Here is a 21,590-nt window from a genome sequence, read left to right as displayed (position 1 = left end):
AAGATAACTGGAGGTTCAAAATATGAAATTTTCAATCCAATCACTTTACGCCTGGTATCGCAGTGTGCTTCGTAACCCCAAATACCGTTGGTGGGTAATTTTAGGAACGTTGGTCTATTTGGTCAGCCCATTTGATGTTCTGCCAGATTTTATACCTGTTGTGGGACAGATTGATGATGTTTTCCTTTTGACTCTGCTAGTTAGTGAAGTGTCTGGGCTAGTAATTGAGGGCTGGAAAGCTCGTAAGGGTGAGGTGGGTGCTGAAGTACCTAATACTACTGAGGGTTCTACCTCTAGTGGAAGCACTATTGATGTTGATGCTGTTTCTGTTAAGTAGTTTTAATAAAACCCCTGCTTTTGGAATCTGAGGTGGGGGATATTTTTTTTCAACGCAAAGGGGCGCGGAGGGAAGCGCGGAGGTTCGCGGAGGAGAAGAGGGAGTGAGAGGAGGGGTTAGAGGTTGTTGGCTACGCGTTTGATGCCTTCTTTGAGGTGGAGGACGTTAAAGTTGAGGAGAAGACCTAGTTTGCAGTTTGCTAGTTTGAGATAGGTTAGGAGTTGGACGGAGTGAATTGGGTGGAAGGATTCTACAAATTTAATCTCTACAATTACTTTGTTTTCGACCATCAAATCTAATCGATAAACGCATTCCAATTGCACATCTTGGTAAACCAAAGGCAATGGAATTTGTTTACCAACACTCAACCCGGACTTCTTCAACTCATAATCCAAACACTCCTCATAAGCCGACTCCAACAAACCAGGCCCCAAAGCAGTATGCACCCTCATCGCACAACCAATAATCACCCCACTCAAATCATTCTCTCTCATCCTCTGCGCTCCTCTGCGTTTCCCTTCGCGCCCCTCTGCGTTTAAAAATCTTTCACAAATTCCGTCAAGAAGCGGAAAGCCTTCAAAATATAACTAGCGCAATCTCTAGGAGAGGTATTGTAAAACGATCGCCACGCACTCGCTTTATCCTCATCATACCGATCGCTGCGTTGACTATGATTCTCTAACCATGCCAATCGCACTGCATGGCCAATTAACACATCCAACACGATATATTCTTCAATTTGCAGGTTAGGATTATTGGCAGCGATCGCAGCTAATTCGATTAATGCTTCAATATTAACTTGGCGATATTCTGGAGCTTCGATTTTATTCAGCAAATGCTCAACTAACAGCGCAAAATTCCTTTCGCCCGCTGTCATTTCCGACAACATTATCTCGCTATCTAAACGATTACGGCGCTCTAATTTATCGCCAATTACTAGACCTTTGCAATGTTGCATTAATAGCCAAACTTGCTTAAAAAATTCTTTTGGTACGCGTCCCGTCGCACCTTCAGCTTGGCGAAACCGTCGCCAACCACCCGGCGGAACTTCTATCCCTTCGCCGATTCCTGGTAGCACCACCCAAGCAATATCACTTTCTTTCTGCTTGACGTGCAGTGATTCTTGTTGGCGCAACAGGTTACTCATGCCAGTATATCCAGTTAGTACCTGACGCAAGCGCATTTTCACTTCAAAGGGTGAAAGTTGCATTAAGTAATCGTAAGCTTCATCTTGAGTAACGTGCAATTCCCGCGCTAGTTCGCTGGTTATCAACAGGATGAGATAGCCAACTCTCAGCGTTAGTAGTCCTTGGAATAGTTCGGGTTCTGAGCGAATTAAGATACCAAGATAGATTAAAATTTCTTGAGTGAGGACGCGATCGCGGATATCTTCACGACAAAAATGATTAATTTTATCGGCAATTTCATCGTGGGACATGGGTACTGTAATTAAGGACGCTTCGCTGTAAGCTTTACCCACAGCAATTTGTTTACCTCGCACCAAAATACTCGTTACTGCATCTGACAGGCTGATATCAACCATTTGGCGTAACCCCGCAGCCCGACGCACTACTGCCCAAATGCCTAAATCTCCAGCTTTGGTATAAACTTCGTCGAGTAAATCGCCTACGGTGACAGGATATCCTGTCCCGCCATATCCTGTATCAAATTGCATTCCCTGTAAGCGAGTTAAAGTTTGCAGTAACTCAATTTGCTCGTAGATATTCTCTGATGAACGCAAATGAGAAAGTAATAACCCAAAGTTGGTTTCACACTCCATTTGAAATTCTTGGGTATGCCCTAAGCGCCAGTTTTTCTCAGGGTGATACGCTAAATAATAGCAACGTGGGCTAGCATTTTTTACTGGCGATCGCGCGAATTCTGCATTGGGGAGGAAATCAATTCTTTGGATTCCGGCTGTTAACATTAGCTGATTTAGCCGCCCTAATTTTACCCGTACACCATTACAAATACCATCTTTGAGTTCTTGCATCAGTTCTAGTAATGCCTCAGAACCACTTTCTAACATGGTGTGCGTCAACATTAAAGTCAAGGTAGGACGACCTAAATCGCTCCAATATTTTTGAATGTAAGCTAGTTCGCTTCTAATTTGATCCAGTAAAAAATGGTAATCAAGGGTTAAATAAAACTGTTGAGAGTCGGAAAAGGAAGGCAAAAATACAATTGTTTCACCACGAATCCGAAATATTCTAGATGTTGTTAAACTCCGCAGCCGCCGCACTGGCCGCCCAGTTAAACCAAGTTTATCATTACGTCCAATTTGGGTATAAATAGCTGAAAATTCTCCAGCTTTTCTCACTTGAATCGGTTCTACTTGGGCGGGTGTTTGTGCTTCAATTCCATGAACTTCTAGTTTCGTCTGTAAATCTTCATCTTCTGCTAATAAAGCAATTTGTACCAATGCCTCGCGTTGTTTGCCCACACACAAATGTCTTCCTAAATGGTCGATATCACCAACCGCTAGTAACCCTTCACTCAACATTTGACTGAGGAAATATAAACTCTGCGCCCACACCAAAGGAATATTTTCATTGGGCAAACGTGGTTGCGTTTGAGGTGCTAACCTTTCTGTTTCTATGTTTTCGGCTGGCACATAATAAAGTTCTGGCAATAAACGCAAACCATCTTGTTCTATGAGTAATGATTCTAAAAGCTCTTGGTATTTTTTAACTTGTTCTTGTTCGCCACGAAATAATCCATCTAAAACTAAATAAGTGAAAAATAACGGCCATTCGCATTCAATATGCTCAAATTGCTTGAGTTCCCACGGTTCGTAGTGCAAACGCTGATGATCTTCTAAAACGGTTTGGTGTCCATCACGCAGAAAGCGTTTGCAGCCGTATTTACCTGCGAGTTTATTGATAATATCGTTTAAAGTGCGATCGCGTAACTCCAAATCTTCCACTGCAAAGGCAGGATAACTAATAATACTTAACAGCGCCGCATCAATTTCTTTAGAACCAGATTCCCTCGGTAATAAGGATTCTAGGGTAATCCGGGCGCGGGCGATTTCATCTGGTAGCACATGAATCACCGATGCTTGACTACCACGCACACCAAACAAATCCAGTCCATTGATAGCTTCTAAAGCAGCTTTTGCCATGCCTACAGAACTGGCATTTAATTCAGCATTTCCCCGATTAATTTTATTCCCACGTTCCCAAATGCCATAATCTGGTGTACGGTAAGCTCGTCCAATGTAGTAAACTAAATTTTGGACGAAATTAACTTCATCAATTGAATAAATTATTGGCAATCCTGCTGCCGTCATTTGCGCCAACATCAGCAAAAATATAGATGTGGCATCAAGTTGCAAATGTCCCCATTCATCATCACCAACAACAATATCACCGGTCGCGGTATTATATTTGGCGTGCAGTCCATCTAGTAGCGATTGAGTATGTTTAAATGTCTCGACTTTATGAGCCTGTCGCATCATTGCAAATAGCAACCCACGCATCAGTTTGATGACACTGTGTTCTAGTTCATAGGTGCGTCCTTTGTCGTCGTCAATCTTGCGGTATGCAAGTCCTAAACCCCAAACCGCCAAAATGCTGTAAACATTGTCTCGCACCCAGGCATCTGTATAATCGCCGTGGGCTGTAATCGCTGTACTCGCAGGTAGTAAACCCGTAATTGGATTTTGACGAGTCAGAATGATTGTTTTGATTTGCTGGTAGTAATAGTCCAGACGAGTTAGCAATTTTGTAGATGTTTTCATGGTTTGGTTTAGAACTACTTGCAGAATTCAACCCCTTAAAAGAGTGGGTTTCTTGCACTTGGGCTATGGGGAATGGGACATTGAGATGAAATTCTGTACCGTAGGATATACGGAAACATTAATCTCCTCTAGAAATATCGATCTCTGCGTGGATGGAAAAATCCCTCCAAGTAAGTCGAGTGTTAGAAAGAGGAACTCTCAAGAGTGATCTTGGGAATCCACTATTGATTCGGTGTACTAAATCATATCGTGTCCGGTTAAAAACTTATCATTAAGACCGCAGAGGTGAGGGTCTTTTGGGCTTTGTGCATAGATTCGGGAATTATAACTAATTAGCCGGACATAATATTCAGTGGTAGCGATGATGTCAAAAATCAAGAGTGCCTAACTTCGAAGCATGAGCTTATGCTAGTCTAAACTAAATCACTAGTCCGAGGTTATGCTTATGCTGGTATAAACTAAATCATTTTTTTGCAGAAATATTTATTAAATAAATATAATTTTAATGTAGATATGTTTTAAAATTGATGTGCTTGTGTTAAACATTCGGCAAATAATTGCAGTGAAGAAAGGGAGGCTATCCTCAACCCAATCAAGTTTGATAAAAAATAGGGCTTATGCGCTGTACAAATAACTCATATTGTGCATTAGCATAAATACCTCGATTCAGACTTTTACAAACCATATTTTGTTAGTTGCGTGGGCGAGCATTTACCGTAGGCATCGCAAAAATCTAGCTAGAAGCCTTGAAAAGCATAGTTACTATTTTGGCTTCTCTGTCAATGCGTAAGTCATAAAAGATTAATCGGTTTGTTTACATAATAAATATCCTAGTTTGCTTTATTACACCCTAAGATATTTACTAAATAATAGTTTCAGGTAAAATTATTATTTCACTTACTAACATAAATAATTGAAGCCTTGATTTAGGCTAGTATTGGCTTGAAAAAACTAAAAATTGGTATTGTTATTGCTGTTCTGAATGAATCAGGTAATTACAATTTTATAAAAAATAGCAGCCGATAGAAGCAAGGGCGTAAATATATAAATAACTTCAAACTTTTTTACCCAATATCTTGTTCATTTTTTGTAAAGAGAAATATTAATCTTAAATAGGAGTAACACAATGAAAACAGTTGGGATGTATCGTCGAGCTTATCCGAGAGTATCAGAAACTTTTATTGGAGAGCAAGCCCATAATTTACAAACATACAAACCGTTATTTCTAACTTGTAAACTATTAGAAGAAATTCCTTTTGATCATATTGCTATTAGTGATAATGACCAGTGGAAAATTAAGCAATTATTTCATATAATTTCTGCTTCACCAAATATGTTTGGCAAAGAGGCTGAACTAAAAAATCTAAAATTAATTCACGGACATTTTGGGCCAGATGGTATTTACGCAATGCGATTGGCAGAAAAATTAAATATTCCTTTCATAGTTACATTTTACGGTTTTGATATTACAGTTTCACGTCGATCTATGTGGCTGTCAGGTAATCCAGCATTCTATCAATTTCTTTTGCATGAAGAAGAATTAAAACAAAAAGCATCTAAATTTATCGCTTTTTCTAGTTTCTTGTATAAAAAAATGATTGAATATGGTTATCCTGAAGATAAAATTATTAAACTAAATAGTGGTATAGATTTAGAAAAATTTGCCCCAGCCAGTGAATCAAAAGGTGAAAGATATATTTTATGTGTAGGCAGACATACTGAAAAAAAAGGAATTGATACCCTATTAAAAGCCTTTGCTCGGATTGCGAGTAAGCATCCAGATGTGTCACTTATCCAAATTGGAAATGGCACAATGACTGAAAAATTTAAAGCTCTAGCAGATGAGCTTGGTATTAGTAGTAGAGTAAATTTTATGGGGGCAAAACCTTATGAAGTAATTCAAAAAACCATGAGAAATGCAGAAATATTTTCTCTACCCAGTCAAACAGCAAAGAACGGTGATAGCGAAGGTTTACCCCTTTCAATATTGGAAGCTGCCGCTTCTGGTTTACCAATAGCTTCTACCTGGCATAGCGCTATCCCTGATGCGATTTTAGATGGAGAAACTGGCTTTTTAGTTGATGAAAAAGACGATCGATCTCTCGCCGAAAAATTAGATATTCTCTTGTCGGACCGGGCTTTAGCTAAGAGTATGGGTAAAAAAGGACGAGAGTTTATTTGCGAAAATTTTGATATTCACAAGCAAACTGCCAAACTAGAAGCTATTTATGATTTAGTAATCAGTTAACGACACTCAAGCAAGAGGATCTCAATTTAGATTACTGAACCTCAAGCATTTGTGAATACGCAGAAGTTTTCTAATCCCTTGTTTGGGGACAACTCCCCTTTTTTTAGCCATCCGTATAATTATTTATTCGCGATCGCCAGTTCTCACAGATTATATTAGTAGCAAAACTTACTACGATCGCAGAATAATTCCCCAAAAAAATCAAGGTGGCAAGCTAAAAATTTATACAAGGCTACTTAAAGATATAAAATTTTCTCAGTATCTACCGGACAGCGCTATTCCAGGTTAGGATGATGACTAGCAATGCTTTGATTTAGCTATCGATATTGAATTGTTGAAATTTTATGGACCATAGTCCACAAGATGGCAGTATCAACCTCCTCTGAGCTGTGGTGAGGAAGTCTCCCAGCGCGGGGGAGACTTAGGAGATATATCATGCTTACACAGGATATTCGTGATTTGCTGACTGATACTACCGATTTAAACCAGTTGAAATGGGATTTAAATCGCTTGCAACCTGTGGATGTGGGAGACTACATTACACAATTGCCTGAAAAACAACGGGCGATTGCATTCCGTTTACTCAACAAAGGTCAGGCAATTGATGTATTTGAATATCTGCCGACAGAGGTGCAGGAAGAACTAATTAATTCTCTCCATGATGTCCAGGTAGTGCAACTTGTAGAAGCCATGAGTCCCGACGAACGGGCAGAATTATTTGATGAACTACCTGCTGGAGTAATCAAACGGCTATTGCAAGAACTGAGTCCAGAACAAAGGCAAGCAACAGCAACGATTCTCGGCTATCCAGAAGGCACTGCTGGGCGGGTGATGACAACCGAGTATGTCCGGTTGCGGCAAGGATTGACTGTAGGTGAAGCCTTAAGCAAAATCCGCCGTCAGGATGAAGACAAGGAGTCCATTTACTACGCCTACGTCACAGATGACAACCGGACGCTGGTGAGAGTAGTTTCACTACGGCAATTGCTGTTTACCTTTCCCGATGTTTTCATCAAAGATATTGCTAGCGATCGCGTCATTAAGGTAACAACTGAAACCCCTCAAGAAGAAGTGGCGCGAATCATGCAGCGCTACGACTTAATCGCTATCCCCGTTGTCGATCGGGAAGACCGATTGGTAGGCATTGTCACCATTGATGATGTCATGGATATTTTGGAAGAAGAAGCCACAGAAGATATCCAAAAACTGGGGGGTGTGAGTGGTGATGAAGCTGCTTTATCCTCTCCCTTACTCACCATTCGCAACCGCTTGCCTTGGCTGTTGGGGATCATGGCCCTGTATATTGGTGCAGCCAGTGCGATCGCGCCTTTTCAATCTGTAATTGCCGCAGTGCCAGTTCTAGCAGTCATCATGCCGATATTTTCTAACACTGGTGGTACTGTCGGTATTCAATCATTAACGGTGACAATTCGCGGCTTGGGAGTGGGCGAGGTAACACCCAAAGATACCTTGAAAATTCTTCGCAAGGAACTTCTAGCTGGTTTAGGTACAGCTCTCGCTTTAGCCACAACGATGATCCTGCTTTCCTTAATTTGGGCACGACCTCAAGAGCGATGGGTGGCTTTAATTGCCGGCATGGTCATGGCAACTAATACAATTGTGGCTGTTACACTCGGTACTCTACTGCCAATGGCTTTGAAACGCTTGAAACTTGACCCCGCCTTGGTTAGTGGCCCGTTAGTGACTACAATGCTAGATACAATTGGGTTTTTAACCTTCCTCAGCCTAATTTCTTTAGCTTTAAACGTTTTCCATTTACCAGCATGAAGGGATTGGGCATTGGGCATAAGAGGCTGAGGGGCAGGGTGCGGGGGGCAGAAGGGAAAACTCTTCTCCCTTGCTCCCTGCTCCCTGCTCCCTTGCTTCTTCCCCAGTCCCCAGTCCCCAGTCCCCAAATATGCCTACTACTACCTGGAATCGCCATCACATTCTTTCCCTAGCTGACTTTACTACCGCTGAATACGATACAGTTTTGCAAACTGCTGCCAGTTTTCAAGAGGTGCTATCACGGCGGACAAAGAAAGTGCCAACTTTACAGGGACAAGTGGTGGCGAATTTATTTTTTGAATCGTCTACCCGCACCCGTAGCAGTTTTGAACTTGCTGCCAAACGTTTAAGTGCAGATACACTGAACTTCGCCGCCGCCACATCTTCTATGACTAAGGGAGAAACAATTCTCGACACGGCGAAAACCTATTTGGCGATGGGAACTGATATTATGGTAGTCCGCCATCGAGAGGCAGGAGTACCGAATGCGATCGCGGCTGAAATGGATCGTCTAGGTGTACGAGTTAGCGTCCTCAATGCTGGTGATGGTCAACATGAGCATCCTTCCCAAGCACTGCTAGATTTATTTACCATAACTACTCTAATTGACCCAGATCATCCTCGACTGGAACTTTTAAAGGGGAAAAAGATTGCCATTGTTGGGGATATTCTCCATTCTCGCGTGGCGCGATCGAATATTTGGAGTTTAATTGCCAGTGGTGCCGAAGTGCATCTGGCAGCACCACCAACCCTCTTACCTAAATTATTTGCCGAGTTTATCTCGGAAGAGGTAGAAGGCAGGAGTAATTCCCCCAATCCCCAATTATTTCTCCATTGGCAACTAGAACCAGCTTTGCAGAATGCCGATTTTGTGATGACATTGCGTCTGCAAAAGGAACGGATGACGGCTCATTTACTGCCAAGTTTGCGAGAATATCATCAACTGTTTGGTATTACACGCACAAAACTGCAACTTTGTAAACCTAACGTCAAAGTTTTGCATCCAGGCCCAGTCAACCGTGGTGTTGAAATTAGTTCTGAATTGATGGATGACCCAGAGTTTAGTCTCATTCAATCACAAGTTACCAGCGGTGTTGCTGTTCGGATGGCACTCTTGTACCTATTAGGTAGCGGCAAAGCTTAGTAATATAATCTCAGTTTGAAATTTATTCCCATAGGACTACGTTACGGAAGAATATCTCATCTCATGGCATTTATTATTCCTCCGATCGCATGAGGACAGAATTCTGTAATCTTGGCACACTGGTATCGTAGAAGTTCAGAGTTTAATGACTTCTAGAAGTGTCCGAGGTAAATTATGAAACGAATTTTTTTGACGGCAGCAGCCTTACTCAGCACGCTATCCTTAGCTGCTCCCATTCCCGTCAAAGCAGAAAATTCCGCCCCTGTCCGCCGCTTGTTAGAAACTAGAGAATGTTCGGGATGCAATCTAGCAGGAGTTAACCTTAAAGGCGCTCATCTAATCGGTGTTGACTTGAGAAATGCAAATTTAAAAGGAGCTAATCTAGAAGGTGCTAACTTAGAAGGTGCCGATTTAACTGGAGCTAATTTAAAGTCTGCTAATCTTACAGAAGCATTTGTTAGCGATACGATGTTAAATAATGCCAATCTTACCAACGTGAATTTGAGTAATTCCCGTTTATATAATAGTGACGTAGACGGCGCTGTTTTAGCTGGTATTGATTTAAGCGGCGCTGATGTATTTAATATTGCCATTAGCATTGGTGGTGAATACTAATGATGAGTCATGATTTTAAAGTTAAGAGTTAAGAGTTAAACTCTTAACTCTCTACTTTTTAAATTTTACTCACCAGTAATCGACAGTTCATCAACCCAAATTTTCGGGCAAACACCACCTGGCGTTAACTCTGGCTCTTTTTCTACATAAATAATTGACTTCAAGAGTTCTAAGAAATCGCCAGCAACAGTTGCTGACTCAATACTCGTCCTGACACCCTTATTAACTAGCCAACCATCAAACGGCAAAGAAAAGGAACCTTGTAAGGATTTAACTCCAGCATGGAGAGCTTGTAAATCATCGATAAAAATCACATTTTCAGCATTTTCTAAGCTAAACTCTTGCTCAGGAGTTGCCGTTGAAAATACGTGATAAAAATTGGGACTGACGCTGACTTTTGCACCAATACTAGCATTACCCGTTGGCTGGGCATTTAACCTTTTAGCGGTGCCAGCACTATGGAGAAATCCTGTTAAAACGCCATTTTCAATCAGCGAAATTTGACGAGTGGGAGTTCCTTCGCCATCAAAGCTTTCTGCACCAACGTTAGCTGGGTGCAGTGCATCATCGTAAACTGAAATTAAAGGCGAAGCAATTTGCTTACCTAAATCATCAGGAGTAGATAGACTTTGATTGTCTAAAATACTTTGGGCATTAAACAAGTTAGAAAAAGCGCCCAACAGACTTAAGAAAGCTTCCGCTGAAAAAACAACTCGATATTTACCAGTTTTGATTTTTTCATAATTCAAGTGACTGATAGTTTTATCGGCGGTTTCTTTGATGCAACCATTAATATCTAGATTATCTAAACTTTGGTTGATTCTAAAAGCGCCTGCACTGCGAGGTTTTTTGCCATCTTCCTCAGTTTTGCTGTAAAGATAAACTGATGCCAAAGAGTGAGATTCAGTTCTCACTGCACCGTCGCTATTGAGATAAAATCTGTCAATATCTCTTTGAGACAAACCATTATAAGGTACACCTTTAATTGCTGGGTGAGCTGCTAGTAATTCTTTTTCAGCTAACAACAATTTTTCTATGAGTTCAGCAACAGGTGCTTGAGGTGCCTTATGCAGAGGTTTACTGGGAATCGGAGTAGTAGCCTCTGGACTAAAATCAGGAACATTTTCTTTAACACCAAAGAAACTAGCTTCATAGGCAGTTTTCAAAGCTAATTCCAGTCCCTTGGGGTCTACATCTGTGGTGCTGGTGACACCCATTGTATTATCTTCATTCCAGACACGAACAGTAACACCAGAGCGATTTGAAGCTTTGACTTGTTTCGGCTCACCTTGGTCTACTTGCACGTTAGTGTCATCTACTGTTGAGCCATAAATGTCGAATTTCTTAATACCAAGCTTATCAGCATTATCCTTGGCAGAATTTGCAATTTCATTTATATTCGGCATAGTCAATTTTGGATTTTGGATTTTAGATTTTGGATTGGAAACGATTCCATTTTTGATATTAGAGTTTGGATTTTGGATGTTATGACTTATATTTTTCTCGTAGTGTTTTTATTGATGCAACAGTCATAGCTAGAATTTCGTTAGCTTCTTGCATTAGGCTTTTTAGTTTTTCTGCTGTCATTAATCCAGATTCAATAACAAGCTCTAACCAGTAAAGCGTTTCATCAGCTTCTTCTTCCACGATACTGAGTTTGGCAATTAAATCAGCTTTTGATTTAGCTCCGTAATCCCAGCTGCTTTGTTCTAGCCTTAAACTCCTGCTCATTCACAATCCAAAATCCAAAATCTAAAATCTAAAATTCTTATCGTCCCCCGACGGTAATAGAATCAACCTTGATATGAGGTTGTCCGACTGTGGTGTAAATACTGCCACTGACGGAACCACAAAAACCCGGTGCAATTTCCAAATCTTGAGAACACATGGAAATTTTATTCATAATTTCCTTGGCTTCACCGATGAGAATTGCTCCCTTTAGCGGTTTGGTGATTTTGCCATTTTCAATTAAATAAGCTTCATCAACACTAAAGTTAAATTGACCTGTAGCACCAACGCTACCACCACCCATCTTTTTACAGTAAATACCTTTATCAACAGAGGCAAATAATTCATCAATACTATATTCGCCAGAATCAATATAAGTATTACGCATCCGGCTAGCAGCGGCATAGGTATAATTTTGGCGGCGTCCACTTCCAGTTCTGGGGTGTCCGGTGCGTGTAGAACCTGTTCTATCTGCTAAGAAGTTTTTCAGAACGCCTTTTTCAATTAATAGGGTTCTTTGAGCAGGCATACCTTCGTCATCCATGTCAATTGTCCCGAAGGCATTTTCAGACCGCCCTTCATCCCAGGCTGTCAGACTTTCGTGGGCAATTTTTTCGCCTTTTTTGTCAGCAAAGGGAGTGGTATTGCGTTCTATTTGAGTAGTTTCTAGCAAGTGTCCGCAAGCTTCGTGGAAGATTACGCCGCCAAAGTGATTGGCCATAATGATAGGATAAGTACCAGATTCCACGTAATCTGCGTAAAGCATTTTTCCAGCCGATTCTGCTATTTTCTCGGCAGCTTCTTGAGAATCCCAAGTTCTCAAGAAGTTGGCATCGCTAGTATTACCCGCGCGATCGCCAATTGAGCTACGATTAGCACCATCAGCACACAATAGGTTAAATCCGACTGATTGGGTGAGGCGAATATCACGGGCAAAAGTCCCATCACTAGCGGCGATTAAAACTTCTTGCCAATCCCGGAAATAAGTCGCACGGCGCGATTGGACGTGGCTAGCTTTTTGCTTCAGGTGGGCAGTACCATCAAGAAGGATTTCTCCCATTTCTCGGATGGAGCTACACACAGGTAGCCATGCATCTTTACCTCTTTTGGTGGCGTAATCTCTGAGTAATTCTAGGTTGATTTCTGGGATGAAAGCCTTAGCAGTGGGTAGTTGCAATCCCAAGATAGAAAGACCTTTTTCTAAGGCTGCTTTCAAACCGGAAAACGAAAGGTCATTGGTGCTAACGTAGCAGTCAGCTTTACCGCGAAATACTCTGACTCCCGCGCCTGTAGACAGACTGGGTGAAATACTCGTGATAGCGTCATCTTCTGCAAGAGAACTAATATAGTTGCGACGCTCTAAAAATAATTCGATGAAGTCAGCACCAGCGGCGCGTCCTAGCCCCAGAAGGGTAGCCAGTGGGGCTTCCCAGGTTTCATCGAAACGCTCTGGTGTGGAGGAATATTGGAGAGTGGGAAGTTGATTCGAAAGAAGTAGCGTACTTGTAAGCATGAGTAGCCTCGTCTGCTGGCGTAGTTCAGAGATTTGACTGAAAAATCCTGGTGTGTTCAGTCTAACAAATGAGCAAAAGCCACAGTTGCTAGAAAAGCGTGTGGATTTCCCTCCCCTTTTACAACGCTTTGGCAAATCCGCCCACAGACTAGAAATTTGGAGCTATTTGACGAAGAATTCAGAAGTCAGAATACAAAAGCGGAGCGAGGAAAGCTCCGCTAAGAGTATAAATGTACAATAAAATACACTTGCGCTTATGTATTTACCCAGCACTCTTCTCAACGAAAGGAGTTAGGAGTGGAACAGGATAAACTCACCTATGGCGAGAATATAGAAGCTTCTTGAGGACTAACTCATGTTAAATATGCAATATTGTTTGCTGATTAACTTAATTTAATCCAGACTGTTCTTCTCAGGCTTATTTACGATTCGCCATTTTCAGTGGAATTCTGAGTGTTTCTTGCTCTTTGAAAGCCTGACCTAAATTGGAATTTAGCTCTGTTGATGCTAGATTCTTAAACAAGAGCTTTAGCGTTCGAGTAATAGTTTTAAGAATTTTCATTTTGCTAGCAGTCGGCTTTTCATCGTATCTCAAAACCATTGGAATTTCTACAATTTTTGGTTTGAGGGCTTTTGCTTTCAGCAGTAAATCTATCATGCAAGCAAATCCACTTTCAGTGAATAAATTGTCGCCATAATACATATCCAGTTTGGTGAGGAAAGTACGATTATACAGTCTGTAACCACAGGTGTAGTCTTTTACACCTGGTACACGGGCTGCAATTCTGAAAAGCCAACTGGCTCCGTAACTCATCAACTCTCTAAATTTTGATAAGCCTATGACTTTAGAACCTTTGCGATATCTAGATGCGATCGCAATATCATAACTACCAGCTATCATGGTGTCATACATCTTTATTAATAGTTCTGGTGGTTGAGTATTATCACAATCCATCGCCGCTAAAAAATCACCTTCTTGGGAAATTTCTAAGAAAGTCGTGAAACCTGTTTTAATTGCTTGACCTAAACCAGCATTTTTGGGATGTTGGACTAATTTTAGTAATATACCTAGTGATTGAGATTCATCTATTGCAGTCTGAGCAGTTTTATCGCTACTGCCATCATCGACAAGAATCAGTTCTATCTCTATATTAAAGATTTGCTGCAATATTTGAAACTTTTTGAACAAGGGTCGAATTGATTCTTGCTCGTTATATGCGGGTAAAAGAACAAAAAGACTCATAAAGACCTCGTGTGATTTTTAAAATAAAGTGTGATTACTCAAATTTCAATAATTCAGTAATGCTGATTTTTTGAGAAATTCATCGACTTGTCGAACTACTGCGTTGTTGTTGACGCTATCATTGACCAACTGTGAGGTATTGACGACGAAAAAATCATCGTTTTCAGTACTCACTTTGGGAACAAGGCTGGAATAATTTAAAACTTGTAGTGGCTGTACTTTAATTGCTCGATTAATATGTGCTGCTACAATGTCATCGGCTTTAAGTTCGGGGAACATTAAACGTATACCTTGGAAAAATATTGGACGTAATTCGTCATCTGGTTGTTTTAACAACGGGTCAGTGGAAAGGATATATTTTGGTAGGAATGTAATGTGATACCCTGCTGTCTCTTTTAAAGAAACTAAGTTACTCATACCGATAACTCCGGTAAAAGGAATATTTTTATCGGCAATATTTACTACGTAATAAGGAACTAGAGGTTTACGAGTAATCAGTACCATGCAGATTACACCCAGGTATTCTACTGTTTCAGTAGTGTCTGAAACTTTCACCAGTCCCCTCGCAGCAACCTGTTGCAAGATATTAACTGGGCCAGTAAAGATGACTTTATCAAAATGCTCTTTTTTACCCTGAGATTCTACCCACATTCCACCCCCTGGATGAGGTGCAATATATTCAACTGCAACACCTTTGTGGATATGGCCTCCAGCCGCATAAATTAATTTTTCTATATGGTCAAAAACAGTTTTATAACCGCCGGAGACATAACCAAGTTGTTCTTTATTTAATGAAGAATCGCGCGCTGAAAATAGTCGTTTGATATAAGCCCAGATAAAAACTGCTGAGATTCGCTTATAGTTTTCTCCTAATTTCGATAAAAGCAAAGGCTTCCAGAGCTTTTCGTATGTGCTTTTACCACCAAGTTTCAATAGCCAATCTTCAACTAAAATCTTCTCTAAGCGCCGCCAGTTATTAAGACGCGAACCATATAGGAGAGTAAAAGCTAATCTGATTTTACCTATAAGTCCAAATAGAGGAAAACGCAGGAATTCTATACTATTACTAATAGAATAAAACTTTTTATTGTCGTAAAAGCCTGTTAAACTTCGATGCCAACGTAGTTTATCTCCAAGACCAATATCTCTGAGAAAATTTATTAAATGAGTATCAGAAGGTAGGATAACGTGATAAAAGCGATCCCAGGTAAATAATCCGTAATCATGATAAGTAGTAAGTCCACCAAGCTGCTTGTTACTATCAAAGACAGTCACTTTATGCCCTTGATGTGAAAGACGTTGAGCTAATACCAGTCCAGTGATGCCTCCGCCAACTATGCCTATATTCATAAATTAAATTTAGATTTTGTGAAAATGTTTTAGAGGATGATGTTCCGAAACTGTTAATATTTCTGATGATAAAAGATTAATGTCCAACTAGAATGACGCCAGTTATAATAACGGAAATTCCTAACCACTGGCTAAAAACAACTTCTTCTTTTAAAAGATAGTGAGAAGCAATTGGTACAAATGCATACATTAATCCTAAAACTGGAAACGCTTGACTTAAAGGAATTGTCCGCAATACATAAAGCCACAATATAGTCATAAATGTATAGCAGATAAACCAAATTAAAAAATAACGAGATAATAAGAGATTTTTGAGAGATCCGCCTTCTCCTTTATTAGAGTTAGAGATGTAAAATCCATACTTGAGTGAAAGTTGAGCTGTTGTTCCAAACAAAACAACAAGCATTAAATTTATCCAAGTAAAAATACTCATTTTTAATCTTTGAAGTAATTAATTATCTAAACTTGAGCTTTTTTATGGGGTTAACTACTAAAAGAACACCCAAGAAGATAGTGATGACTCCTACTATTCGAGTTAATGTAATCACCTCATTAAAAAAGTAGTATGAACCGAAAAGTATCCCGACATAATTTAAACTTGTCAGTGGATAAGCAATACTTAATTTTACAGATCGCAGAGCCAATATCCAATTTACTATTCCTAAACAGTAGACAGTAATAGCTAATGATAATTTTTGAAAAAAATCCCAAGTAAATACTCCCTCATTTGTATAAAGCATGGCGTTTTTCATCAGCAATTGTCCACAGATACTAAGTAAAATACTTACAAATAAAATAATACAAGGGATTATTTTAAAATTTGAAATTTGCGACATAGATTTTATAGTACTTTGCCTTAATCAAGATAGTAGGTATGAACCGAGCAGTAAAAAGCCAGTTATTTTGAAAGTTTCATATCTCGGCAATACCTTCTCTAAAATTCGATCTCTACTTCAGTAAATAGACAACAAAATTAGGAAGGCTATGCTGAAGTGACTGATATCAAAATGATCGTTGAAGCTCATGCCCTAGATTTAAAAACTAAATACTATGTAATATTCTAGGTTGCTCTATCATGGCAGCGTTCAATATGATTCGGACTAAAGCACGCTTAATTTTTTACTGGGTTATACTCTCAAGCAAACCAGTTTATTGCTTGGCAATTGGCACAATCAATTTAGAGTTTGCCCAACTGTGAATTACAGATATTTTCTGCGCTACCCAGTTTTGCTCTAACGCTATTTTTAGCGCGATCGCGATAATCTAATAGTGGATGCAGAAATAGGGAAGGTTGAGAACTTTGTCACAAATTCTCTCTACATACACAAAGTTTGTAGTGTGCGTAGGTGTAGCCAGTCGTAGACATCGCTGATGCTGAACTCTTATTGCACCCACATATTCAACAGATGCACCTAAACCAAAATGGATTGCTAGAATTTTTGATTAACCCATTCATTAACTTTCATCAGTTGTATCCTGCTATAGAAATTTTTTAAAGATACTATTGATCTTCTCAAGTTATAAAACCTAGCTGGATTGATAAATATTCTCTATTTGCTCCAGAAAAGTTAATTAATATACTGACATATCATAAAATTTCTCCCGGTTCACAGACATATCTGTAATCTCGGCTGGCAATTAAGCCGATTTATAAAAGTAAAGGTTTTTACTCAAATTGAGTATGTATACGTGCTCTTTTTGGGGATGGGAACGCAATAAGTAATACAAGTCTGACTGGCGGCGTAAATCATAGAGAGGAGATAAATCAATCTACAGTAATACGCTTTACAGGTTTATGGGGAATTTTACTGAATGTCCAAATGGAGCCTTTTTAACAAAACAACTAATGCAAACTAGCATTGGCTAATCAACTTAAAGTTGACGTTGGTTGCATTGAATTTGAGATATTTTTACACCATTTAGTATTAGGTTTGCTTGATTTCTCCTCGTAATTATAAATAGGCTTTTTTCTCCAAATTTATTGCTACATGTAATTACTTACTAGAATACCACGAGAAAGGTATGTTGCAAATTTATCGTTATACTTTATCAAAAATTTATCTACTGACAAATACACTTAAACAAAAACTTCATAAAATAAAAATCCTCCTCTATTATGAATTTTTGTCTGGGAACTTTGTAAATTTATGAAGTAATTTCTGGGTATTAAACTTGTAAAAGTAAAAAGTTAGTATTAGACTCGATAAATGCAAAGCTAAGAGTTGACCAAAGGAAAATTGAAGCTTGAAAAACAGTACTTGCACTGATAATATCACACAAGTTTACACCAAATTACAGCCATAATTTTAGATGACAATCTAGAGTTTAAATTGTTTTCTATCTATCCACAAAAATCTCCATCTAAATTCACATATCTCAGACAGAGCTAGTAGTCCGCCAATTTTCCTTAGCTGGGTAGAGGTTTTTCTATTGTTTGGACTCATTATCCTCACAAAAGTCTGTCGGTAATCATGATTAACAATCCAAACTGAATCTGCCAAGATGCTAATACTAGATTTAAAATCAAGCTAATAGCTGCAAAGTATGCAATTTCATTAGTACTCTTTTTGAATAAGTAGGCAGTAGCCAAAACAGTATATAGTGGTATCAAGAAAAACAACGCTAAGTTTCCTTGGCTGGATAGAGGTTTCTCTAGGTTGTTTTCCTATTGTTTGGACTCATTATCCTGCAAAAGTCTGTTGGTAATGACGAAGACAATAATTAATAATCCAAACTGAATCTGCCAAGGTGCTAATACTAAACTTAAGATCAAGCTAATCGCTGCGAATACACCTGCAAGATATGCAATTTCATCACTACTCTTTTTGAACAAGTAGCCCGTAGCTAAAGCAGTACATAGTGGTATCAAGAAAAACAAAGGCATTTTACTAACCTCTGAACTAAAGGTTATAGTGTTTTTAGGACAAATTTTTTGGAAGTGTGGTTAATCTTACATCCAACAAGGTTTTGGCTACAACAGTCGAGCGAAATAAATATTATAGAAAATCAAGATTACGCAACGTTATATATTAAGCCAATTGGAATAATTATTGCGACAGATGAAGCGCCTAAAAGCTTGACAAGTCTTTTTTTGTGGTAGATGGTGTGCGTAGCAGGTTTTAAAAATAGGTACTAAATGCTACGCGATTTTGTCTAGTGTTTAGGAACAGACAATTTCTGTGGATGATGTTACTTTTGCCGTTCTCTCGACTCAGCCAAGCTGCGCTGTGATAGAAAAATTCTCATTCATCTACGCGGATTGAAAGGGTTATAAAACTTGCGTAGGTGTGTTTTGTCTATTTCGCCAATTGTGCTCTTGTGAGCAATCATCTGGTAAATTAGCTTAAAACTTTGGCCTTGCGCCAGGATAAGGATCTAGCATATTACCTTTAGAAGTAGCATTTTCATTTTAGACACCTAATGCTGAACATTCCTCAAATACTGGCAACTGAAATAAACCTCAAATCCCATCAGGTGCAAAACGCGCTGGAACTTTTGGCGGAGGGTGCAACAATTCCCTTTATTGCACGTTACCGCAAAGAGCGCACCGATGAGATGAATGAAGTGCAACTACGTGAACTGGCTGATCGATATACTTATTTAACAGAACTAGAAGAACGAAAATCGGCGATTTTAAGCGCGATCGCCCAACAAGGTAAACTTACAGATGAACTCAAAGCCAAAATCTCATCCTGCTTACAAAAAACCGAACTTGAGGATTTATACTTACCCTATCGCCCAAAGCGCCGCACCCGCGCCACTATCGCCAGAGAAAAAGGACTCGAACCCCTTGCAGACTTCATCAAGTCGTTAAACATCAAAAATGCTGCAATTGTATCCTTGGAGGAAGAAGCGGCTAAGTATATTTCGGAAACGCAGGGAGTAAAAACAGCGGAAGAAGCGCTCAAAGGTGCTGCTGATATTTTGGCGGAAGAAGTAGCTGAAAAAGCTGAGTTACGTGCGTATATCCGCGACTATCTTTTAGAAGAAGGGGTATTTGTCTCCCGCATCAAAGATGATTATCCTGAAGGTACAACCAAATTTGAGATGTACCGTAACTATCAAATTAGGGTAAAAAATATTGCACCCCACAATATGCTGGCGTTGTGTCGGGGTGAAACGGAGAAAGTATTAAGCTTTGAAATTGCTTTCGATGAAGATACGGTACTTTACTATCTAGAGTCGAAAGAAATTAAAACCAAAGTACGGACAATTCGGGATTTTTATCAAGCAATGTTGAAGGATGCATTCAATCGTTTGATGAAAGTCTCTCTAATGGGAGAGGTTATTTCTGAGATAAAAGTTTATGCAGACATAGAATCAATCAAGACATTTGAAACTAATCTGCGGGAGTTGCTGCTGTCTGCACCAGCAGGGATGAAACCCACGCTGGCGATAGACCCTGGATTTAGAACTGGGTGTAAGGTTGCTGTCCTTGACCAAACTGGACAATTTTTGGAATATCAGGCGGTATTTCCCCACCAAGCGGCTGAACAGCGACTCAAAGCTGCACAAACTGTCAAAAATCTGATTGAAAAGTACAAAATTGAGTTAATCGCCATTGGTAACGGTACAGCGTCCCGCGAGACAGAGGAATTTGTCACGCAAGTACTACAAAATATAGAACGCAAACCAGTTAAGGTGATGGTGAATGAGTCTGGCGCATCTATATATTCTGCAAGTAAAGTGGCGTTAGAAGAGTTTCCCGATTTAGATATTACCGTGCGCGGCGCAATTAGTATCGGCCGCCGTTTGCAAGACCCTCTGGCGGAACTGGTGAAAATCGATCCCAAATCTATTGGTGTGGGACAATATCAGCACGATGTCGATCAGAAGTTGCTGAAAAAGAAATTGGATGACACTGTAGAAAGCTGCGTCAACTACGTCGGCGTAGACTTAAACACCGCTTCCAAAGAACTTCTAACATCCGTCTCTGGAATTACGGCAACAGTTGCCAATAATATTGTCGCTTATCGTAACCAGAATGGAGCCTTTAAAAATCGCCGACAACTGTTGAAAGTTCCGAAGTTGGGGCCAAAAGCTTTTGAACAAGCAGCGGGTTTTCTGCGGATTCGCGGCGGTGACAACCCTTTAGATAATACAGCAGTGCATCCAGAGAGTTATTCTGTAGTAGAAGCGATCGCATCCGATCTAAATGTGCCATTAAATCAGGTAACACAAATTGCCGAAAAGCTCAAAAAGACCAACCTGAAAAAATATGTTAACGATAGCGTCGGCGAACCCACACTGCGCGACATCCTCAGCGAACTAGAAAAACCAGGTAGAGATCCTCGTGCTGAGTTTAAGTATGCCACCTTCAGAGAAGGAATTAAGGAAATCAGGGACTTAAATGTGGGAATGGAACTAGAGGGAATTGTGACGAACGTCGCCAATTTCGGTGCGTTTGTCGATATCGGCGTACATCAAGATGGCTTGGTGCATATATCCCAACTTGCTGATAGATTTGTAGACGATCCCAACAAAATTGTCAAAGTTGGACAAGTAGTCAAAGTGCAGGTGTTAGAAATCAACGAGAAACTCAAACGGATTAGTTTATCGATGAAAGCAGTTAAACAATAATTAGAAACAGCAGATGGCAGTTTATCAAGTTCGATTTATCAATCCTACACTTGGATTAGATCGCACCATTCCAGTACCAGACGATCAATATATTCTCGATATGGCGGAAGATGCTGGTATCCGCCTACCATCTGGATGTAAACAAGGCGAATGTTCTGCGTGTATTGCTAAACTTATTAATGGTCAAGTCGATCAAAGTGAGCAAAAATTTCTGCGCCCCAGCGAAATACAGGCTGGTTATGTTGTTATATCATGTTCGGTAAATCACTTACGATTAAGCCCCGATTTTAATCCACCAGTGA

General features: G+C 39.9%; 18 protein-coding genes. 8 read left to right on the top strand and 10 right to left on the bottom strand.

The features are described from left to right. Window positions 1-22 precede the first annotated feature (22 nt). Window positions 23-337 (top strand): YkvA family protein, encoded by a 315-nt coding sequence (locus HWQ42_RS24905; RefSeq protein ID WP_099103219.1) that lies wholly within the window; start codon window positions 23-25, stop codon window positions 335-337. Window positions 338-453: 116 nt separating this feature from the next. Here the strand turns inward: HWQ42_RS24905 and HWQ42_RS24900 are convergent, their stop codons facing one another. Both HWQ42_RS24900 and HWQ42_RS24895 read right to left on the bottom strand, forming a co-directional pair. Further along, window positions 454-831 (bottom strand): GxxExxY protein, encoded by a 378-nt coding sequence (locus tag HWQ42_RS24900; protein WP_292816929.1) that lies wholly within the window; start codon window positions 829-831, stop codon window positions 454-456. Between the two features lie 41 nt (window positions 832-872). Next, complete coding sequence (locus HWQ42_RS24895; RefSeq protein WP_292816928.1) at window positions 873-4,079, bottom strand: glycoside hydrolase family 15 protein; 3,207 nt, start codon at window positions 4,077-4,079, stop codon at window positions 873-875. A 1,126-nt stretch (window positions 4,080-5,205) separates the two neighbouring features. On the opposite strand from HWQ42_RS24895, the gene HWQ42_RS24890 reads away from it, so the two are divergent. The 5 genes from HWQ42_RS24890 (at window position 5,206) to HWQ42_RS24870 (ending at window position 9,874) form a co-directional block, all read left to right on the top strand. Beyond that, window positions 5,206-6,327, top strand: a complete 1,122-nt coding sequence (locus tag HWQ42_RS24890) for a glycosyltransferase (RefSeq protein WP_292816927.1) — start codon at window positions 5,206-5,208, stop codon at window positions 6,325-6,327. A gap of 82 nt (window positions 6,328-6,409) precedes the next feature. Next, on the top strand, window positions 6,410-6,616 hold the full coding sequence (locus HWQ42_RS24885) for a hypothetical protein (RefSeq protein WP_292816926.1): 207 nt from the start codon (window positions 6,410-6,412) through the stop codon (window positions 6,614-6,616). A gap of 146 nt (window positions 6,617-6,762) precedes the next feature. Continuing rightward, window positions 6,763-8,115 carry a magnesium transporter gene (gene mgtE, locus HWQ42_RS24880; protein ID WP_292816925.1) on the top strand — a complete coding sequence of 451 codons (1,353 nt, stop codon included), beginning with the start codon at window positions 6,763-6,765 and terminating at the stop codon, window positions 8,113-8,115. 130 nt (window positions 8,116-8,245) lie between these two features. Next, window positions 8,246-9,259 (top strand): aspartate carbamoyltransferase catalytic subunit, encoded by a 1,014-nt coding sequence (locus HWQ42_RS24875; RefSeq protein ID WP_292816924.1) that lies wholly within the window; start codon window positions 8,246-8,248, stop codon window positions 9,257-9,259. A gap of 174 nt (window positions 9,260-9,433) precedes the next feature. Continuing rightward, window positions 9,434-9,874, top strand: a complete 441-nt coding sequence (locus HWQ42_RS24870; RefSeq protein ID WP_292816923.1) for a pentapeptide repeat-containing protein — start codon at window positions 9,434-9,436, stop codon at window positions 9,872-9,874. Between the two features lie 65 nt (window positions 9,875-9,939). Here HWQ42_RS24870 and HWQ42_RS24865 read toward each other — a convergent pair whose 3' ends face one another. From HWQ42_RS24865 to HWQ42_RS24835, 8 genes are all read right to left on the bottom strand, one after another. Next, the gene (locus HWQ42_RS24865; RefSeq protein WP_292816922.1) at window positions 9,940-11,280 is read right to left on the bottom strand and encodes a TldD/PmbA family protein; all 1,341 of its coding nucleotides are present in this window, start codon (window positions 11,278-11,280) and stop codon (window positions 9,940-9,942) included. Window positions 11,281-11,359: 79 nt separating this feature from the next. Next, window positions 11,360-11,605 (bottom strand): four helix bundle protein, encoded by a 246-nt coding sequence (locus HWQ42_RS24860; RefSeq protein WP_292730609.1) that lies wholly within the window; start codon window positions 11,603-11,605, stop codon window positions 11,360-11,362. Window positions 11,606-11,642: 37 nt separating this feature from the next. Continuing rightward, entirely contained in the window at window positions 11,643-13,115 is a 1,473-nt protein-coding gene (locus tag HWQ42_RS24855; RefSeq protein ID WP_292816921.1) for a TldD/PmbA family protein, read from the bottom strand. Between the two features lie 418 nt (window positions 13,116-13,533). Further along, a complete protein-coding gene (locus tag HWQ42_RS24850; RefSeq protein ID WP_292816920.1) occupies window positions 13,534-14,358 on the bottom strand; it encodes a glycosyltransferase family 2 protein in 825 nt (274 codons plus the stop codon). Window positions 14,359-14,403: 45 nt separating this feature from the next. Then, window positions 14,404-15,708, bottom strand: coding sequence for an NAD(P)/FAD-dependent oxidoreductase (locus HWQ42_RS24845; RefSeq protein WP_292816919.1), 1,305 nt, complete (start codon window positions 15,706-15,708; stop codon window positions 14,404-14,406). 76 nt (window positions 15,709-15,784) lie between these two features. Continuing rightward, window positions 15,785-16,141 (bottom strand): EamA family transporter, encoded by a 357-nt coding sequence (locus HWQ42_RS24840; protein ID WP_292730617.1) that lies wholly within the window; start codon window positions 16,139-16,141, stop codon window positions 15,785-15,787. Between the two features lie 22 nt (window positions 16,142-16,163). Continuing rightward, complete coding sequence (locus HWQ42_RS35620) at window positions 16,164-16,544, bottom strand: EamA family transporter (RefSeq protein ID WP_334813530.1); 381 nt, start codon at window positions 16,542-16,544, stop codon at window positions 16,164-16,166. 1,829 nt (window positions 16,545-18,373) lie between these two features. Next, window positions 18,374-18,592, bottom strand: coding sequence for a hypothetical protein (locus tag HWQ42_RS24835; protein ID WP_292730621.1), 219 nt, complete (start codon window positions 18,590-18,592; stop codon window positions 18,374-18,376). 536 nt (window positions 18,593-19,128) lie between these two features. Here HWQ42_RS24835 and HWQ42_RS24830 point away from each other — a divergent pair. Together HWQ42_RS24830 and HWQ42_RS24825 are read left to right on the top strand one after the other, a co-directional pair. Beyond that, window positions 19,129-21,288: a Tex family protein gene (locus tag HWQ42_RS24830; RefSeq protein WP_292816918.1), complete on the top strand. Its 2,160-nt coding sequence runs from the start codon at window positions 19,129-19,131 to the stop codon at window positions 21,286-21,288. 13 nt (window positions 21,289-21,301) lie between these two features. Next, a partial coding sequence (locus HWQ42_RS24825) for a 2Fe-2S iron-sulfur cluster-binding protein (protein WP_292816917.1) occupies window positions 21,302-21,590 on the top strand: 289 nt, incomplete at its 3' end.

Source organism: Nostoc sp. JL23, from assembly GCF_017115065.1.
Classification (GTDB): Bacteria; Cyanobacteriota; Cyanobacteriia; order Cyanobacteriales; family Nostocaceae; genus Nostoc; species Nostoc punctiforme_A.
Note: the sequence above shows the minus strand (reverse complement) of the source record. Positions and strands in the feature narration are given on the sequence as shown.